The organism is Streptomyces boncukensis, from assembly GCF_011045075.1.
Classification (GTDB): Bacteria; Actinomycetota; Actinomycetes; order Streptomycetales; family Streptomycetaceae; genus Streptomyces; species Streptomyces boncukensis.
Genome location: NZ_JAAKZZ010000001.1, coordinates 1 through 14,567, shown reverse-complemented (window position 1 = coordinate 14,567; position 14,567 = coordinate 1). Strand labels below are relative to the sequence as shown.

18 protein-coding genes are annotated in these 14,567 nt (G+C 70.2%); 1 reads left to right on the top strand and 17 read right to left on the bottom strand.

The window, feature by feature from the left end; all coding sequences use genetic code 11:
* Positions 1 to 81: 81 nt before the first annotated feature.
* The 17 genes from G5C65_RS00090 to G5C65_RS00010 form a co-directional block, all read right to left on the bottom strand.
* Positions 82 to 1,029, bottom strand: coding sequence for a phosphoadenosine phosphosulfate reductase family protein (locus G5C65_RS00090; protein ID WP_165296462.1), 948 nt, complete (start codon positions 1,027 to 1,029; stop codon positions 82 to 84).
* Positions 1,030 to 1,201: 172 nt separating this feature from the next.
* On the bottom strand, positions 1,202 to 1,876 hold the full coding sequence (locus G5C65_RS00085; RefSeq protein WP_165296461.1) for a hypothetical protein: 675 nt from the start codon (positions 1,874 to 1,876) through the stop codon (positions 1,202 to 1,204).
* 94 nt (positions 1,877 to 1,970) lie between these two features.
* Positions 1,971 to 3,014, bottom strand: coding sequence for a magnesium chelatase domain-containing protein (locus G5C65_RS00080; RefSeq protein WP_165296460.1), 1,044 nt, complete (start codon positions 3,012 to 3,014; stop codon positions 1,971 to 1,973).
* A gap of 2 nt (positions 3,015 to 3,016) precedes the next feature.
* On the bottom strand, positions 3,017 to 3,286 hold the full coding sequence (locus G5C65_RS00075; RefSeq protein ID WP_165296459.1) for a hypothetical protein: 270 nt from the start codon (positions 3,284 to 3,286) through the stop codon (positions 3,017 to 3,019).
* 23 nt (positions 3,287 to 3,309) lie between these two features.
* A complete protein-coding gene (locus G5C65_RS00070) occupies positions 3,310 to 3,819 on the bottom strand; it encodes a hypothetical protein (RefSeq protein WP_165296458.1) in 510 nt (169 codons plus the stop codon).
* Positions 3,820 to 4,021: 202 nt separating this feature from the next.
* Positions 4,022 to 5,740, bottom strand: coding sequence for a DNA cytosine methyltransferase (locus G5C65_RS00065; RefSeq protein WP_165296457.1), 1,719 nt, complete (start codon positions 5,738 to 5,740; stop codon positions 4,022 to 4,024).
* A gap of 86 nt (positions 5,741 to 5,826) precedes the next feature.
* Positions 5,827 to 6,276 carry a hypothetical protein gene (locus tag G5C65_RS00060; RefSeq protein ID WP_165296456.1) on the bottom strand — a complete coding sequence of 150 codons (450 nt, stop codon included), beginning with the start codon at positions 6,274 to 6,276 and terminating at the stop codon, positions 5,827 to 5,829.
* A gap of 70 nt (positions 6,277 to 6,346) precedes the next feature.
* Positions 6,347 to 7,423 (bottom strand): hypothetical protein, encoded by a 1,077-nt coding sequence (locus tag G5C65_RS00055; protein WP_165296455.1) that lies wholly within the window; start codon positions 7,421 to 7,423, stop codon positions 6,347 to 6,349.
* 85 nt (positions 7,424 to 7,508) lie between these two features.
* Positions 7,509 to 7,946, bottom strand: a complete 438-nt coding sequence (locus G5C65_RS00050; RefSeq protein ID WP_165296454.1) for a hypothetical protein — start codon at positions 7,944 to 7,946, stop codon at positions 7,509 to 7,511.
* 76 nt (positions 7,947 to 8,022) lie between these two features.
* Positions 8,023 to 8,454, bottom strand: a complete 432-nt coding sequence (locus G5C65_RS00045) for a hypothetical protein (protein ID WP_165296453.1) — start codon at positions 8,452 to 8,454, stop codon at positions 8,023 to 8,025.
* Between the two features lie 129 nt (positions 8,455 to 8,583).
* A complete protein-coding gene (locus tag G5C65_RS00040; RefSeq protein ID WP_165296452.1) occupies positions 8,584 to 9,414 on the bottom strand; it encodes an rRNA adenine N-6-methyltransferase family protein in 831 nt (276 codons plus the stop codon).
* Between the two features lie 67 nt (positions 9,415 to 9,481).
* Complete coding sequence (locus tag G5C65_RS00035; protein WP_165296451.1) at positions 9,482 to 10,657, bottom strand: ParB/RepB/Spo0J family partition protein; 1,176 nt, start codon at positions 10,655 to 10,657, stop codon at positions 9,482 to 9,484.
* 55 nt (positions 10,658 to 10,712) lie between these two features.
* On the bottom strand, positions 10,713 to 11,054 hold the full coding sequence (locus G5C65_RS00030) for a hypothetical protein (protein ID WP_165296450.1): 342 nt from the start codon (positions 11,052 to 11,054) through the stop codon (positions 10,713 to 10,715).
* Between the two features lie 148 nt (positions 11,055 to 11,202).
* Positions 11,203 to 11,508 carry a hypothetical protein gene (locus tag G5C65_RS00025; RefSeq protein WP_165296449.1) on the bottom strand — a complete coding sequence of 102 codons (306 nt, stop codon included), beginning with the start codon at positions 11,506 to 11,508 and terminating at the stop codon, positions 11,203 to 11,205.
* Positions 11,505 to 12,878: a DUF3560 domain-containing protein gene (locus G5C65_RS00020; protein WP_165296448.1), complete on the bottom strand. Its 1,374-nt coding sequence runs from the start codon at positions 12,876 to 12,878 to the stop codon at positions 11,505 to 11,507. Before G5C65_RS00020 ends, G5C65_RS00025 begins: the two co-directional genes overlap by 4 nt.
* A gap of 61 nt (positions 12,879 to 12,939) precedes the next feature.
* Complete coding sequence (locus G5C65_RS00015; protein ID WP_165296447.1) at positions 12,940 to 13,392, bottom strand: hypothetical protein; 453 nt, start codon at positions 13,390 to 13,392, stop codon at positions 12,940 to 12,942.
* A 64-nt stretch (positions 13,393 to 13,456) separates the two neighbouring features.
* Complete coding sequence (locus tag G5C65_RS00010) at positions 13,457 to 14,104, bottom strand: hypothetical protein (protein WP_165296446.1); 648 nt, start codon at positions 14,102 to 14,104, stop codon at positions 13,457 to 13,459.
* Between the two features lie 173 nt (positions 14,105 to 14,277).
* Here G5C65_RS00010 and G5C65_RS00005 point away from each other — a divergent pair, with 173 nt between their 5' ends.
* Positions 14,278 to 14,565: a sigma-70 family RNA polymerase sigma factor gene (locus tag G5C65_RS00005; RefSeq protein ID WP_165296445.1), complete on the top strand. Its 288-nt coding sequence runs from the start codon at positions 14,278 to 14,280 to the stop codon at positions 14,563 to 14,565.
* The last annotated feature ends 2 nt before the right edge of the window (positions 14,566 to 14,567 follow it).

Below are 14,567 nucleotides of genomic sequence, written 5' to 3'. Positions count from 1 at the left end.
GACCACCGGCGCCTGCGGTCGGCCGCGCCGCTGCTCAGGACGGCCGACTGCGGAGAGGGATGATACACACACTCCGCGTGGTCATCCCGTCCAGCACGGAATGGCTGTGACCTTGGGCGATGCCTCTGCGGCCTCCGCGATGATCTCTTTCATGGACACGTCGTTCTTGAAGCGGTGCCCGATGCGCTCCTCGATGGCGGCGTACTCGGCGGCCAGGTCGGGCCGGAGCTGGGCGGCGCGGACGAGGGCTGGCCGTGACGCGAGGACGCAGAACGAGCACGACAGGCGCGGCATCCCGTCGGCGTAGGCGGGGTGCGGGCGCAGCCCGGAGCGGGCGACGACGGTCCACACGTCGGCGGTCGACCACGAGTGCACCGGGTGCCAGGTGTCCACGTGCCGCAGGGTGTTCGAGGCGCCGTGGCCGGGCTTCTTGTGTTTGGGGCAGGGCACACCGTGCCGCTCGGCGCTCTCCAGGGCGGTGCGGCGCAGCAGGCAGTCCTGGCAGGGGCAGGTCAGTGCCCCGTCGTGGGAGAAGACGCGAAGCCGCCTGCGGGCTGGGGACTCATCCGCGCGCAGCCCCATGACGTTGAGGATGCGGACGCGGCCGAGGTGCCCGGCCTCTTCGGCTTCGCGGACGAGGGCGGTCATCAGGCGCCGAACCGGGCCGCGCTTGAAGTCCGATGTACACCAGCGGTTTGAGGCGTCGGGGAACATGCCGCGCTCGGCGATGCGGTCGACCAGGTCGAGGCCGACGCGGGCGACGACCTCGAACCGCAGCCCGTACGCGGCGGCGTGCTCGGCGGCCAGCTCGCGGGTGCCTTCCCATTCGGCGCGGCCGAGGTCGGCGTGCACGCACACGATGCGGTCGCGCGGAACGCCAGCGTCGTCGGCTTGGCGAACCAACTCGTAGAGCATCGCCATCGAGTCCTTCCCGCCGCTGATGTTTGCCAGCAGCCACCGGTACGAGGCGAGATCGGGGCCATCGTCGAGGCCGGGCAGGTCGAGCGTGATCTGTCCAGTGCTGGTCATCCTGGGGCCTTTCGGGTCGGTTCGGTGCGCGGTCGGGAAGGCCGGTGACGGGGCCTGTGACGGCCGCGATGGTGCCGCGTGGAGGAGGAGGGTGAGCATCGGCCGATGGGCGGCTTGGATCGCCGTGTGGGGCCGTGGCCACCAGCCACGGCCCCACGTGGGCGGGAGCCGGTCAGTCCGCGGGGCCGGTGCACGGCCACCACGCGTCGTACTCCTCGGAGAGGTGGGCGACGGCGTCCTCGCGGTTCTCGTGGTGCCCGACGAGGCCCGGCGCGGGGCAGGCGCACCGGTCGTGGAGGAGACCGGCCGTGACGTCGTGCAGCTTGACCGGGCCGTCGGCCGTGACCGTGCGCTCCTTGCCGGTCGCGAGGTCGGTGTACCGGTACGTCGCCGCCGTGCCGACGCCGTTGGGCTCGATTCGGCGAAGGCGGCCGACGCCGGCCGGGCTGAGGACGAGGCAGACGCCTCCGGCGGTCTCGACGCGGAACGGCGGTACGGGCTCCAGGCCGAGGGCGTTGACGCGGCGGTCGCGGATCTCGTCGGCCTTCTCCCGGCGCTTGCGGCCCAGTTCAGCGAAGGCCAGGCCGACAGCGCCCCGCCGGGTGGTGTCCTCGCCCCACACGCGGCGGTTGCCGTTGACGTCGCGGACTTCCCACATCGGGGCGCCGGACTCGCGGGTGCGGTAGACAGCCATCTCCCAGTTGGTGATGTGGAAGAAGTCGGGCAGGTCGCTCGGGAAGTCGCCGGGCACGGTGAACAGGTAGCCGGACGAGCCGAACGGCAGGTGGGGGAGGAAGCGGTCAGTGCCGTACGCCTTGAAGCGGACGGCGGGCAGGTCGTAACCCATCACAGGGTCCTCTCTGGGAAGCGAAGTCTGAGGGGAATGGGCCGGGGCCGGCCGGGACGCTGTGCGTCGCGACCGACCCCGGGCTCGTCGGCGGTCAGGCGCCGACGGGTTCCATGCCGTCGTCGCGGCAGGGGCGGCACGGCAGGCGGTATGTGCACGGGGCGTGCGGCCGGTCTCCGCGTCCGCAGTGCAGACAGTCCGCCGGGTGGTGGGCGTGACCCGCCAAGTCGGCCATCGCCTCGTTGAGCCCGAGGACGTGCACGGCGGTCCCGTCGGACGGCAGCTCGGCGTCGTCGAGGTTGCCGGTGGGCACGATCAGCGTCCGGTGTGCCAGCACCTTCGCGTTCGCGGCCATGCCGTGAACCGGGCGCAGTGACCCGTCGAGTCCGAGTTCACCGAACATGGCGGCCCCGGCCAGGCACTCGGCGGGCAGACGGCCGGATGCCGCGAGGAGGGCGACCGCGATGGGGAAGTCCAGCGCGCTCGTCCCGGCTCGGACGGGCTCACCGGCCGGGGTGAGCCGGACGGTGACCCGCGCCTGCGGCCACGGAAGGCCCGCGTTCACGATCCCCGCGCGCACCCTGTCCCTGGTCTCGTTGGCGGACCGGCCCAGGCCCTCGATCGTGAACGAGGGCACCCCGGGCTGGACTTCGGCGTCGACGCCGTACAGGACGCCACCGGCGGCCGAGGTGGTGAGCACCACCCCGTACCGGTCGGCACTCTGGCCGGTACAGGGGGCGCACGGATCGGCGTCCGGCAGCGGCAGGTGGTACTCGCCGGCCCGGGTCAGGTGCGGCACCCATCCGGCTTCCGCTAGCGCTTCCGCATCGCGGCCGAAGGCCAGCATCCCGGCGAGCAGGCGGTGCACGTCGTCGACGGTGGTGAGGCGCAGCCGCGAGTTCGGAGCAGGCGCGTCGTGCTCCCAGACGACACCGGCCTCCGTTTGGACGCGCAGCAGATGCGCTTCGCTGGTTTCGACGGTGATGGCAGTTGCGTCCGGCACATCCTCGCGGATGGTGTGCGCGAGGAGCAGCGCGCCGCGGGTGAGGACGTCGGCGCGGGCGCGGTCGGCGGCCATGTGCGCGTCCGCGAAGTACGCGCCGAGGAACGAGGAGTGGCGGGGAACAGTGCAGCCCATGGTCACACCTCCTGTCCGTGACGGACCACGCGGTAGTCGGACAGCCCGCTGATCTCGGCCTGCTCGGCGCGGAACTTCTCGATCGCGGCGTCCTCGTCGGCGGCCCACACGGTGCTCATGTCGCCGAAGGCATCCATGACGTCGACGCTGATCTCTTCGAGCTTCGTCGCGCGGACGGTCGGGTCAGTCGGCGCCGGGGCGATGTCCCACAGGTCGTAGTGACCGCCCTGGTCCTGACCGACGAGGATGAACTCGCGGGTGTTGTCACTCATGCTGGTGTCGTCCTTCCGGGCGGTCACTGGTCATCGAGGTGGGTGAAGTGCTCGGCGAGCGCGTCGAGGTTCGCGCGCTGCGAGGAGCTGAGTTCGTCGTGCGGGTCGCCGACCGTGGCGTGCAGCTCGGCGCCGGCCCGGAGTGCGCCGCGCACGTCGAGCGGGCTCATCAGGGCGAGGACGTCCGCGAGGGGGTCGTCCTCGGCGGGGTCCGGCTTGTGCTCGCGCTGGACCTGCACCAGATCCCGCAGGCGGAAGAAGTGCAGGCGGCTCTCGATCTCGTTGGGCGTCGAGTTGTCCTCGTCGACGTAGCGGACGGCGATCCAGCACGGGGAGCACCAGGCGGTCTTGGCCTCGATCGCCTTGGTGGTCTCGTGGTCGTCGCCGAACTGGGCGGCCGGGTCGTCGGTGTCTTGCCAGGTGTCGAGGACTTCGCGCCAGCGGCCGTTGATCAGGACGTCGTCGTTGTCGACGAGGTCCGCGGCCCGGATGGTGTCGATGCTCCACGTGGAGCGGGGCTCTGTGCTGCTCACTCGTATCTCCGTGATCTTCGATTGCGGGTACGGTGGGCGCCACGCCTGGTCGGGTCGTGAGGCCCATCGCTGCTGGGCGCGCGGCCGACGGGATTCCCAGCTTTTAGCGCCCGTCGGCCGCTTTGCTGTTGTGGAAGGTGGTACATACACATTCTTCCCGTAGGGCATTTTGGTAACCCTGTTTTGGGTGAGAATGTGCTGGTCAGGCGACCAGTGCCATGCGATCCGGGTCGGCGTAGCGGTCGATGTCCTGGCCCGTGATGCACTCGACGAGCGCGCACAGCAGCACCTCGGCCGCCGGGGGCGTCACCGCATTCCCGTACTGCTTGACCTGCTGACGCTTGGACCCGAGGACGCGGTAGTCGTCCGCGAACGCCATGGCCCTGCCGATCTCATGCGGCTGCAACATCCGGAAGAGGATCTTGGAGATGTCGTACTCGCCGTTCTCCAGGAGCGCGTACCGGTCCCGCGTCGGCAGGGCACCGACCGGCTCGTGCGCGGTGCGGACCTGCCCGTTGCCGTAGTACGGCATCAGCAGCGGTGGGGTCACCAACCCGTGGTGGTTGCCGCCGGCCGTCACGGCGTGGAGCGGTTGCCGGATGTGTCGCGCCTTCTCCTTGTCGCCGCCGCCGCGCATGGGCACCACGAACGGGGCGTACAGGAGGGCGGTCTCGGCCCGTGAGGTCTGGGTGCGCAGCGGGGCGTCCAGCCGCATCGCCTTCTTGCCGTCGCGGCCCTCACACGGGATCAGCAACGGTGGGAGCGCCAGGGCGTCGCCCTCGGTCGTCGTCCGCGTGGGCATCGGGAAGTCCACGCTGCTCGCGCCGGTGCGCCAGGTGCCGCCCGTCGGCACGAGCAGCGGCGAGGCCCTGCCGACCGGCATGGGCTCGGCGTCGTTGCCGAACAGCGATCCCTGGCCGTCGAATTCGTCGGTGCCGCCGGGCTGCGGCCAGAACCGGGCGACCCCGGCCCGGATGCGGGCCATCGTCGCCGGGGCCAGGCCCTCGGGCGCTTCCTTGCTCTTGGGGCGGCTCCCGATCGGTGTGCCCTTGATGCTCCAGTCGATCGCCGCCCACGCGGGCAGCGTCTCCGGCTCCACGGTGGCCCGGCAGGTCTTCCTCGGGCACCGGTAGTCGTACGCCTGCCGGTAGCGGCCCATGTCCCGGCCCGGCTGCCGGAACACCTGCTGCGCGGCCACGACTTCATCGCAGTCCGGGCACCACGCGGTCGGGCGGAGCCACTTGTCCCAGTCCGGCGTCCTTCCGAGGCTCTTGTGCCAGTAGGCCACATACAGCCGGTCGCGGCTCTGCGGGGCTCGGTGAACGCTGCGCGGGTCGGCGTGCATGCTGTTCAGCGCGATGACCTTCGTGTGGTAACCGAGCTTGTGGAACTCCGCGAGCCACCGGTCCCATTCGGCCCAGGCTCGGACGTCGATCACGTTCTCGACCACGCCCGCCTTGACCAACCGACCGCGCTCCTGCACACCGCGCAGGTAGAGCGGCACTTCCTCCATCAGCGCCCGGCTCTCCTTCTCCTCCTCTGTCGGGCCGTCCGGGTCGCCGTCGCCGGCCGTGCGGAACTTGTCCGCCTCCTCGTCCGCGTACAGCTCCAGCAGGTCGCCCTGCACGGCCTTCGCGAAGCTGCGCTTCTGGCCCTTCGCGATGGACCAGTTCGTGCACTCCGGCGACCCCCAGTGCAGGTCAGCGACCGGCCAGGACCACACCGGGGCGCGCCGGATGTCCCCGGTGTAGTGCGCGACGCCGGGGAAGTTGAACATGTGGGACTTGATCGCCTGCTTCCAGTGGTTCGCCGCGAAGGACACCCGGAGACCGGGCACCTTCTCGGCTGCCTGGCTGGAGCCGCCTGCGCCACAGAACCAGTCCTGAACGGTGAGGTCTGTGCCGTCGTGTCGGTACGCCATTGCTGCGTGCCTTCCTGGGGTGAGGTTGATCGCTGCTGTCATCCGGGCGGGCGGGGATTCCCGGCCCGCGCCCGCCCGGGAAGGGGTCAGGCCAGCGGCAGAGCCGCTGCTGCCGCGAGGTTGATGCGCCACATGGCGCGGCCGTCGGAGTCGTCCGGCAGGCGCTCGCTGATCGGCTGCCACACCTCGCGGTTGGTCTCGTCGAGGTGAGGCGTCCACTCGTTGATGTCGAAGACCTTGTTGGCGGGGTCGCCGATGACGTCCTCGAACGCGGTGCGCTCGCCGGACGCCGACCAGTACCAGCCGGTGGCGAACAGTGAGCCGTCGCCGGTCTCGGTGACCTCCACCCACTCGGCGTCGAACGGGGCGTCGTGGTCGCAGTCGGTCAAGACGTCGCGGACTGCCGCGGCGGTGACGACGGCCATGACGCGGCCGAGGCGCAGGTCGGCCGCGTGGCTGGCCTTCAGCGCCGAGTCGACGGCCTCGCCGATGTCGCGTCCGTCGGGCAGGGGGTAGGACTTCGCTTCGGTGTCCACTCGGGTGCTCCTTCAGGGCATGGGTAGGGCCGGGGCGGCACGGGGGCCGCCCCGGCGGGATGCAGGGGTGTTACGCGGCTGGGAACATCAACAGGTGCGCGTCGATGTCCTCTTCGCCGCTGACCGGTGTCCAGCCGCACGCGGCCAGGTCCTCGGCGGTCGGCTCGTACGCGAAGACGTCCATCAGCCGGTCGATGACCGCCTGCGCCTTGTCGGCGGGGATGCTGACGGTCCGCGTACAAAAGCCCTCGTCCGCGCTGGCGAACCACAGCAGGCGCCGGGGGTCGGTGCGCGAGGCGATGACGCCGGTCGCGTCCGGGACTGCTTCGCGGCACACGGCGGCCAGGCTTGGCACGTAGTCGGTCAGGAGCTGCCGCCGGGTTTCGGTGAACCGCTCGCGGGCTTCCTCCAGCGGGCCATCGCCGGCCGGTTCGGCGTCCTGCGGCGCGAACACGAGGCGGTGCATGTTCTGGCCGATGTCGCGGGCGCGGCGCCAGCCGCCCATCTCCAGCTCGACCGGGTCGCGGCCGAAGTCCAGGGCCTTGCGCATCAGCTCGTCGGCCTCGCCCAGCGTCTCGGTGTCGAACGGGCCGTACCCGTCGTCGCCGTCGCGGCTGTCGTTGCTTGGCCAGTGGTTGCCGCTGGCGGAGGTGACGGCCTGGATGTGGCCGAGGCCGTGGAGGTCGACGATCGCGGCGAGCGCGTCGGGCATCTGGGTGCGTACAACCTCGCCGATGCGGCGGGCGGTGGCGTCGAGCATCCCGCGCCAGGCGTTGAACGCCCGCTTCTTGCTGTAGAACAGCGGCCCTTCCTCGACGATGTACCAGGTCCATTCCCAGCCGCCGATCCAGTACCGGCCGTCGTCGTCCGGCTTGACGACGTTTGCCGCGCTGGCGGGCTCCTCGTCGAGGTACTGCCACCGGATGTGCAGCACGACGGGGACGGGACCGCCCTCGATGACCTTGATCTGGTCGGTGCAGTCGTGGCCGTATTCCTCGGCCATCTCCTCTGTGTGCGCGGCGAGTTGTCGCACGGCGTCGATGGTGAAGCCGGGGCTGACCCAGCCGTTCCACCGGTTGTCGGGGTCCACCAGGGCCGGGTAAATGTGCTCGTCGTCCACGCACACGTAGGTGTCGATCACAGCCATTGCTGCTCTCCTTGGGTGAGGTTCTTCGCTGCTGCCGGGCGGGCGGGGATTCCCGGCCCGCGCCCGCCCGGAGGTGGCCCGACTTCTACTGCTCGGGCTGGTACGGGATTTGCGGGTGGATGCCGTCGGGGCCGAACGCGTACCAGCGCCACGCGATGCCGCCGACCGGCCAGAGCCATTCGCCGGCGTCCTCGGGGTCGTTGTCCTGGCTGTCGTCCTCGCGGTGGCGGATGGGCTCGACGATCGTCGTGGCCTCCGCGACGCCCTTGGACTCGATGTCCATCCAGGTCACGACGACGACTAGCGCGGGCGGGTCGCCCTGCGCGTCGCCGTCGACGACGTGCACGGTGTCGATCGAGCCGTGCCCGAACTCCTCTGCGGCGGCCTGCGTGTTCGCGGCCAGCTCCCGCACGGTGTGCAGGTCGAAGTACGGCTTCACGTACCCCTCGTCATCGCACTCGTCCGGGTCGACGACCGCCGGGTACTTGTCCTTGTCGTTGTTGCTGACCATGGCGCTTTGCACGGTCTCCTCCTTCGCTCATGGGTCGGGGCGGGCCTGGCACTGTTGGTGCCAGGCCCGCCCCGGTCGGATGCAGTCGTCAGAACAGGGACGGCGGCGGCGTCGGCCTCGGCGTCGGCGAGGCGCCCAACTCGGGCACCGGCTCGCCGGTCTCCTCGGTCCACCAGCGGCCGAACATCGTGCGGTGGCACCAGTTGCCGGGCTTGCTGAGCTTGTCGAAACACAGCAGCACGACCGGCGAGTCCAGATCGTTCGCTCCGGCGATGGCGGTCAATTCCTCGCGGACCGCGTCGACACCCCGCTCGGCCAGCAGCCGCCGGTACGCCCACTCGTACGCGTCCTCGGCCTCGATCCTCAACAGAGGCCGTGTGGGCGTCACGGAGCGCGCGACACCGCCGAGCTGGTAGGAGAGAGGGAATCGCGGGTGACCGACCGTGGTGCGCACGGGAGTGCCCATGTCGGGGGCGAATTCCTGGTACGTGCAGGTCGCCAACTGGATCGGTTGGGTCACGCTGCTCTCGCTTTCTCGTTGTGCTGCCCCGGCCCGGGCGGACCGGGGGTGTAGCAGTGTTCCATGATCAAGTCTATTGGGTACCCAATATATAAACCAGTGGAACGAGCCCAGAAAATCTGGGAAGTGTCAGGCTGCGGCGAACAGGTCGAGCTGCCGCGGCTGCCGCAGGAGCCAGTCGTACGTCTGGAGCCGGCTGCCCGCGTACCCCGGCAGGAACAGCAGGCACGTGCGGACGTTCGTCCCGCACACCGCGAACGCGTCCTCGGGCAGGGCCTCGATCTCGCCGCCGACCTCTTCGACCATCTCGCGGAACTCGACCGTCGCCTTGTCGCTCCACCACATCAGTCCGTTGGACATGACCGAGACGAGAATCCCGTCGTCGCTCATGAACCCCAGCGCGTGCTGGATGTGGTCGAGCCCGCCCGCGAACGGCGGGTTCATCACCACCCGGTCGAATCCCTCCTCCGTGTAGTCGAGCGGGTCAAGGTCGAGGAAGTCGCCGTGCATCACGCGGCGGCAGTCGCCTTGCTCGCGCAGAACCTCCGCACGGCGCGAGTCCAGCTCGACGGCGTCCACGACCCCGCCGCGCCGGGCGATCTCGCGCGTCATGGCGCCCGACCCCGCCGAGGGCTCCAGTACGGTCATCCCGGCGCAGATCCCTGCCAGGTCGCAGATCTGCATGACCAGGCTCGGCGGAGTCGGGAACCACCCCTGCTCGTACTTCGACGGGTACTCGCCGGCCGTGAGGCACTGCCGCATGAACTCCTCGATCCTGTAGGGGAAAACGTGCGCCCGCACGGCCTTCCGGCCGTCCCAGGCGCCGCCCATCTCCTTCAGCACCTTGTTCATCTGCTCGTACACCGGCCGGTCGATCTCGAACGGCACACCGACCTTGTCGTCTCGGATGATCGTGCGCGGGTCGGTGAGTACGCGCAGCACTTCGGGCGGGAACTGCATGGCACCTCCAGGTGCAGGAATCGGGCTGGGCCGGGACGGAATCGGGCCGCCCCGGCCGGGCGGAACGTCAGGCCGCGGCCTGGGGATTGATTTCGATGGCGCCCGCGCGGACGGCGGCGATGGCCTTCGCGTCCCGCAGGTTCTTGATCGCCTTGGTCGTCAAGTCGCGCAGGTGCTCGATGCGCTGTTGGTATCCACCGAGACCGCCGCCAGCGGAGCCCGCGAGGAGCACGGCCAGCTCGTCGGGGTCCGCGGCGACCAGCTCCGACAGGATCTCCCCGGCCGTGCTGAGCTTGTCGATGCGCTTCGTCAGCCGCGTGCGGTCCGCGACGATCCGTTCGCGCTCCTCCTCGGGCAGGTCGTGCGCGCCCGGCAGCGCGTCCTGCGCACCGGACCGCCCCGGCGTGGTCGTCTCGTCGGCGAGGACGAAGAAGCTGCCCTGCGACGCCCGCCGTTCCTCCTCGGCCCGGCACGCGTTGACGAACGCCTCCGCATCCCGCGTCGTCGAGAACTCCCCGCGCATGTACTTCACGAGGAACCGGCTCTGGTTGTCGGCCGACAGCTTCGACACGTACCAGGCCAGCGCGGGCGGCAAGTGGCCCTTGCTCATGGCCTCCAGGGCGGTCGGGCACAGCTTCAGCAGGTCGATCCGCCAGCCGATGTACGCGGCCGACCGGCCGACGCCCTCGGCGACCTCCTCGATCGTGTAGCCGTCTTCCTCGACGAGCCGCTGGAACGCCTTGGCCTCTTCCAGCTCGGTCATGTCCGCGCGGCCCACGTTCTCGGCGACGGCCTTCATCAGGATCGTGCGGTCGCCGTCCTTGATGCCGTGCTGCACGAGCGCGTCCAGCTCGGTCAGGCCAGCGATCTTCGCCGCCCGCCAGCGGCGCTCGCCCATGATGAGCGTGTACCGGCGGGTGCCCGGGTTGTAGCGCACGCTGATCGGCTGCTGCTGCCCGATCCGGCGCAGGGAGCCGGCCAGCTCGTTCAGCTTGGCCTGGTCGAAGTGCTCACGCGGCTGCTTCGGGTCGCGGTCGATCCGGTCGACCGGGATGCGCTTCAGGGCGGTACGCACCTGCTCGGCCGTCTCCTTGGCCTGCTCGGCAACCACGTCGCGGCGCTTGCTGACCTTCGTCGGCTCGACGGTCTTCTTGGCCCGGGCCGGAGCGGTCGTGTTCGCCGTCTTCTTGGCGGGTGCCTTGTGGCCGGTGGCCTTCTTCGGGGTGTCGGTCTTGGCGGTCATCGCCTGTTCCTCTCGGGTATGAGGAGCGGTCGGGTGGTGTGCAGATCGCGGGTGGTCAGGACCAGAGGTCCCGCAGGTGCTCGGCGGGCGAGGGGCGGGCGGCGCCGAGACCGCGCGCCGTGGCCTCCTCGTCGACCGCGAGCCAGGCCCAGAAGAAGCCGGGCGTCTCGTCGTCGCGGGCCTCGCCTTCGCGTGCAGCGGCCAGCAGCTCCTCAAACTGCTCGCCGGGCAGGTTGACGGTCATCTCCCGCACACGGCGGGCGGCCAGCTCGCCGCGCTTGTCGCAGTCGACGCCGCACGGCTGGCCCGGCTCGGCCTGGCAGATCAGGCACTCGTCGCCGAGGTCGTCGTTCTGGGTGTCGCGGCCGATCTTCACCAGCTCGTCGAAGGTGATCACGTCGCTGTCCTCTCTCTTGATGCGCGCGGGTCGCACCCCCTCCCAACCGGTGTTGGGAGGGGGTGAACAAGATCAATTCTATTGGGTACCCAATACCCCGTACAGTTGGTGATCCGCGAAAATCCACGAATTTTCGCAGGTCAGGCGCCTACTCGACGGGGATCAGGCCCCGCTCCTCGACCTCGTCCTCGATCGCCAGCCACGCCCACGAGAACCCGGGCGCGTTCTTGTCGAAGCCCCGCCGGTGCCGTGCAGCGTCCAGCAGGTCGCGGAACTCCACGTCGCCCAGGTCGGCGATCCGCTCCTTCACCGCCTGCCGCGCCTCGCCGCCGCGGTGCTTGCAGTTCACCGCGCACGGCTGGCCGGCCGCAGCGTCACAGTCCAGGCAGTCGTCGTCGGTGTGGTACGCCGGGGTCTCCCGCCCGATCCGCACCAGCTCGTCGAGGTCGATCACGACAGCTCCTCCTGCTTCGGCTCGCCGTCCTTGGCCGGGGCGGGCACGATAGCGGCGACCGTGGCCCAGCCCTGGCGCGGCTTCCACTCTCCGGAGAGTGCGTATCCGCGCTCAGCCAGCAGCTCGCCCACCTGCTTCATCAGGTTCCGCGACCAGGTCGCCTGGTGGTACTTCTCCCCCTCCGGGGCGGTGATCGTCTCCGGCGTGTGGGCGGGGTGCGGCTGGCTGTTGCCGTTCAGCCACGTCAGCGTGGCCTCGCTGGCGCTCAACTCGCACTCGACCTGCACGCGCTTGGGGATCTTCGGGTCGCTGCGCTTCTTCGGTGTCTTCGGCGCGTTCTTCTTCGCCTCCGCCTGTTCCCGGCGGATGTCCTCGGCCGGGTACTTCGCCGACGCCTCGCCGGCTGCCCTGGTGCCGGGAACCTTGCCTTCGGCGCGGAATGCGGCCATCGCCTTCTCCGGGCAACGGGCGCGCACTTTCGTGTAGTCGACGGTGAACGTGCCGACCCGGCCGCCATCGAACGTCGCGTCCTCCAGACTCATCACCTGCTTCGGTGCGAGCCGCAGGTTCCACGCGATCGACAGCGTCTTGGGGTTGACCCGCGCCACCTGATGCCATGAGCCGAGGACAACCGCGAAGTCGCCGGGCGCGAAGTCGTCCGGCCCCCACAGCTTCACGCCGTCGTCCTTCGCCTTGGCGACGACGGCCTCCCAGTGGGCGATCTCCTCCCGCAGGCGCCGCATCTGCCGCTCGTTCCCCTGCCGCTCGTGGTACCGCAGGTCGGCCCGCAGTTTCTCCAGCCGCCGCAGAGTGCGCTGCGGGTTGTTCCGGAACTCCTCGTACTTCGCCGCGGTCTCCGCGCGGTCCTGCCAGTGCCCTGCGCGCTCGCCGTCGGCGATGCCCTTACGCATGTTGTTGTCGATGTACGCCGCGTCCCTGCGGGCGCGGCCCTCCGAGTGGTGACCGACGAGGATCGGCTGCCCGAACTCGAAGCGTTCCGAGCGCTTGTGGGCGGCGTCCAGCCGGGCGGTGGAGGACCGCGACGCGTTGTCGGCGTAGTCCTCGAACCGCTCGGCGCGGTCACCGGCCCGCTCGACGCGTTCTGCCTCGGCCTCCGAGAACGACCGCTCGTCGTCGTTGTCGATCTCGACGGTGACGGTGTGCCCGGCCTCCTCCAGCGCCGCCTTCGCGCGGTTGATCCGCCAGGTGTCCGCGTCCTTGTCGCGCGACCGGGGGATGCCGAGCATCCCGAGGGAGCGGAACGAGCGGAACCCGTGGTGCCGGACGACGTCGAACACGCCGTCGCCCTTCCGTGAGCCGTCGAGCAGCGTCCCGTCCTTCGGGGTGTGGGTGATGGTCACGGTCGCCATGCCGTGAACCTCCTTCGGTTGGTGGTCGGGCAGGACCGGGCGGCCCCGCCCGGGTCAGTGGTCAGGTAGTCGCCCGGCCTCGGATGACCGGCGGCCCCCACACCGCCGGCGACTTCTCGGAATGCCAGGCATCGGCGTGGCCGCGACGAGCCTCGTCGTTGTCGTGGACTGAGGTCCCGCAGGTGCACACGACGACCGGTTCGGTGGCCGGGTCCTCCGCTCGCTGGGCATCGAGCCGGGCGCGGGCCTCCAGCCGCGCGTCCGCCCACACGCGGATCAGGGCGGTGCCCGCTTCGCCCGCCGCCTCGCCCGGCGTACGTCCGCGCTCGATCCCGCCCAGGTAGGTGGCGGCGATCATCTCCAGCGCGCCGTCCCGCGTGAACTGCTCGACCAAGTCCTCCACTGCCAGGTGCGGCCAGGTGCGGTTGAGGGCCTTCGCCGCGAGTGCGGCGATCTTGCCGGTGGCTTCTCCAAGTTGTTCGACCTCGTCGGGGGTGAGCTGCTGTCTGGGCATGGGTGACCTCTCTCTGGTGCGGTGGGGAGGGCGGGGCCGGTCGGCCCCGCCCGGGGTGCGGCGGTCAGCCCGCGAGGATCGCCTCGCCGAGGCTGGTGAGCGTCACGGCCTGGCCGTCGCGCAGCTCGGCGGAGGTGTCCACCACGGCCCAGCCCTGCCGGACCGACCACTCGATGCGGTCGACGGTCGGCGCGATGGTGCCCTCGCGGTTCGCGGTGCGCACACCGCCGTCGAGGACGTGTGCCTCCTTGAGTACGACGCCGGTTTCCTTGATGGCCCGCAGGACCGCGCGCTGGTTCTCCGTCGTCTCCGGAACCTCGACCGGGGCGCCGGCCGGGTCGCTGTCCTCGTCGATCTCGAACGTGTCGACTACGTCGAGGAAGCGGCGCAGCCCGTCCTGCTCGGCGAAGCGCGCGCCGTTGGCGACCATGCTGGTGCTCATGCTCATCCCGTAGGAGAGCAGGACTTCCAGCGCCTCGGCCTTCTGCTTGGCCAGCCCCTCGCGCACGCCGTGGCGCTCCACGCGCTTCATGAGCTGGCGCCAGGGCTTCGCGTTCGCGGACTCCCTGAACGCGCCGTCGATCTGAGTGGTCAGGTCGGTGGCGGGCGCCTTCGCGAGAGCGTCGGCCAGCGCGGTGCGCGCTTTCTCGTCGGCCTCGATGTGGGCCTCGGCGCGGTTGGTGAGGCGCTTCAGGGCGGTCGCGGCGTCCATCTCGTGTCCTTTCGGGGCGGTTTGTTGATCTATATACATCATTCCATAAGTCGGCTTTGGAAAACTCATTTTGGTACCTGGATCGCGACGGATTATCGGGGTATTGACCTGCGAAAACACGACTCACGAGACCTTGATCGTCAAGCCTATTGGGTACCCAATAGCATGGGTCTATGGATCACAGTCAGCTCCCCGAGCCGTACGCCTACCTGGCCCGCCTCGCCGACGGCGAACCGACCCTCGCCCAGGCCGAGGCGCTTACCCGGGCGCTCGAGAACGTGCCCGCGCTCCAGCGCTGGCTGAAGGCCGAACGGGGCCGCGTCGTCACCGAACTCCGCCACACGCACAGCCGCGACGAGATCGCCCAGCGCATCAACTGCAAACCGCAGCGAGTCAGCGACATCGTCCAGGGCCACACCCGGCAGCCCGGCCCCCGCCGTACGGTCCGGCCCGACTCCTGACC

Coding starts and splice junctions, on each gene's coding strand:
- G5C65_RS00075 (WP_165296459.1), bottom strand. CDS start 3,286: ATGAGTGACAACACCCGCGAGTTCATCCTCGTCGGTCAGGACCAGGGC.
- G5C65_RS00015 (WP_165296447.1), bottom strand. CDS start 13,392: ATGCCCAGACAGCAGCTCACCCCCGACGAGGTCGAACAACTTGGAGAA.
- G5C65_RS00055 (WP_165296455.1), bottom strand. CDS start 7,423: ATGGCTGTGATCGACACCTACGTGTGCGTGGACGACGAGCACATTTAC.
- G5C65_RS00065 (WP_165296457.1), bottom strand. CDS start 5,740: ATGGCGTACCGACACGACGGCACAGACCTCACCGTTCAGGACTGGTTC.
- G5C65_RS00085 (WP_165296461.1), bottom strand. CDS start 1,876: ATGGGTTACGACCTGCCCGCCGTCCGCTTCAAGGCGTACGGCACTGAC.
- G5C65_RS00090 (WP_165296462.1), bottom strand. CDS start 1,029: ATGACCAGCACTGGACAGATCACGCTCGACCTGCCCGGCCTCGACGAT.
- G5C65_RS00020 (WP_165296448.1), bottom strand. CDS start 12,878: ATGGCGACCGTGACCATCACCCACACCCCGAAGGACGGGACGCTGCTC.
- G5C65_RS00010 (WP_165296446.1), bottom strand. CDS start 14,104: ATGGACGCCGCGACCGCCCTGAAGCGCCTCACCAACCGCGCCGAGGCC.
- G5C65_RS00005 (WP_165296445.1), top strand. CDS start 14,278: ATGGATCACAGTCAGCTCCCCGAGCCGTACGCCTACCTGGCCCGCCTC.
- G5C65_RS00035 (WP_165296451.1), bottom strand. CDS start 10,657: ATGACCGCCAAGACCGACACCCCGAAGAAGGCCACCGGCCACAAGGCA.
- G5C65_RS00080 (WP_165296460.1), bottom strand. CDS start 3,014: ATGGGCTGCACTGTTCCCCGCCACTCCTCGTTCCTCGGCGCGTACTTC.
- G5C65_RS00040 (WP_165296452.1), bottom strand. CDS start 9,414: ATGCAGTTCCCGCCCGAAGTGCTGCGCGTACTCACCGACCCGCGCACG.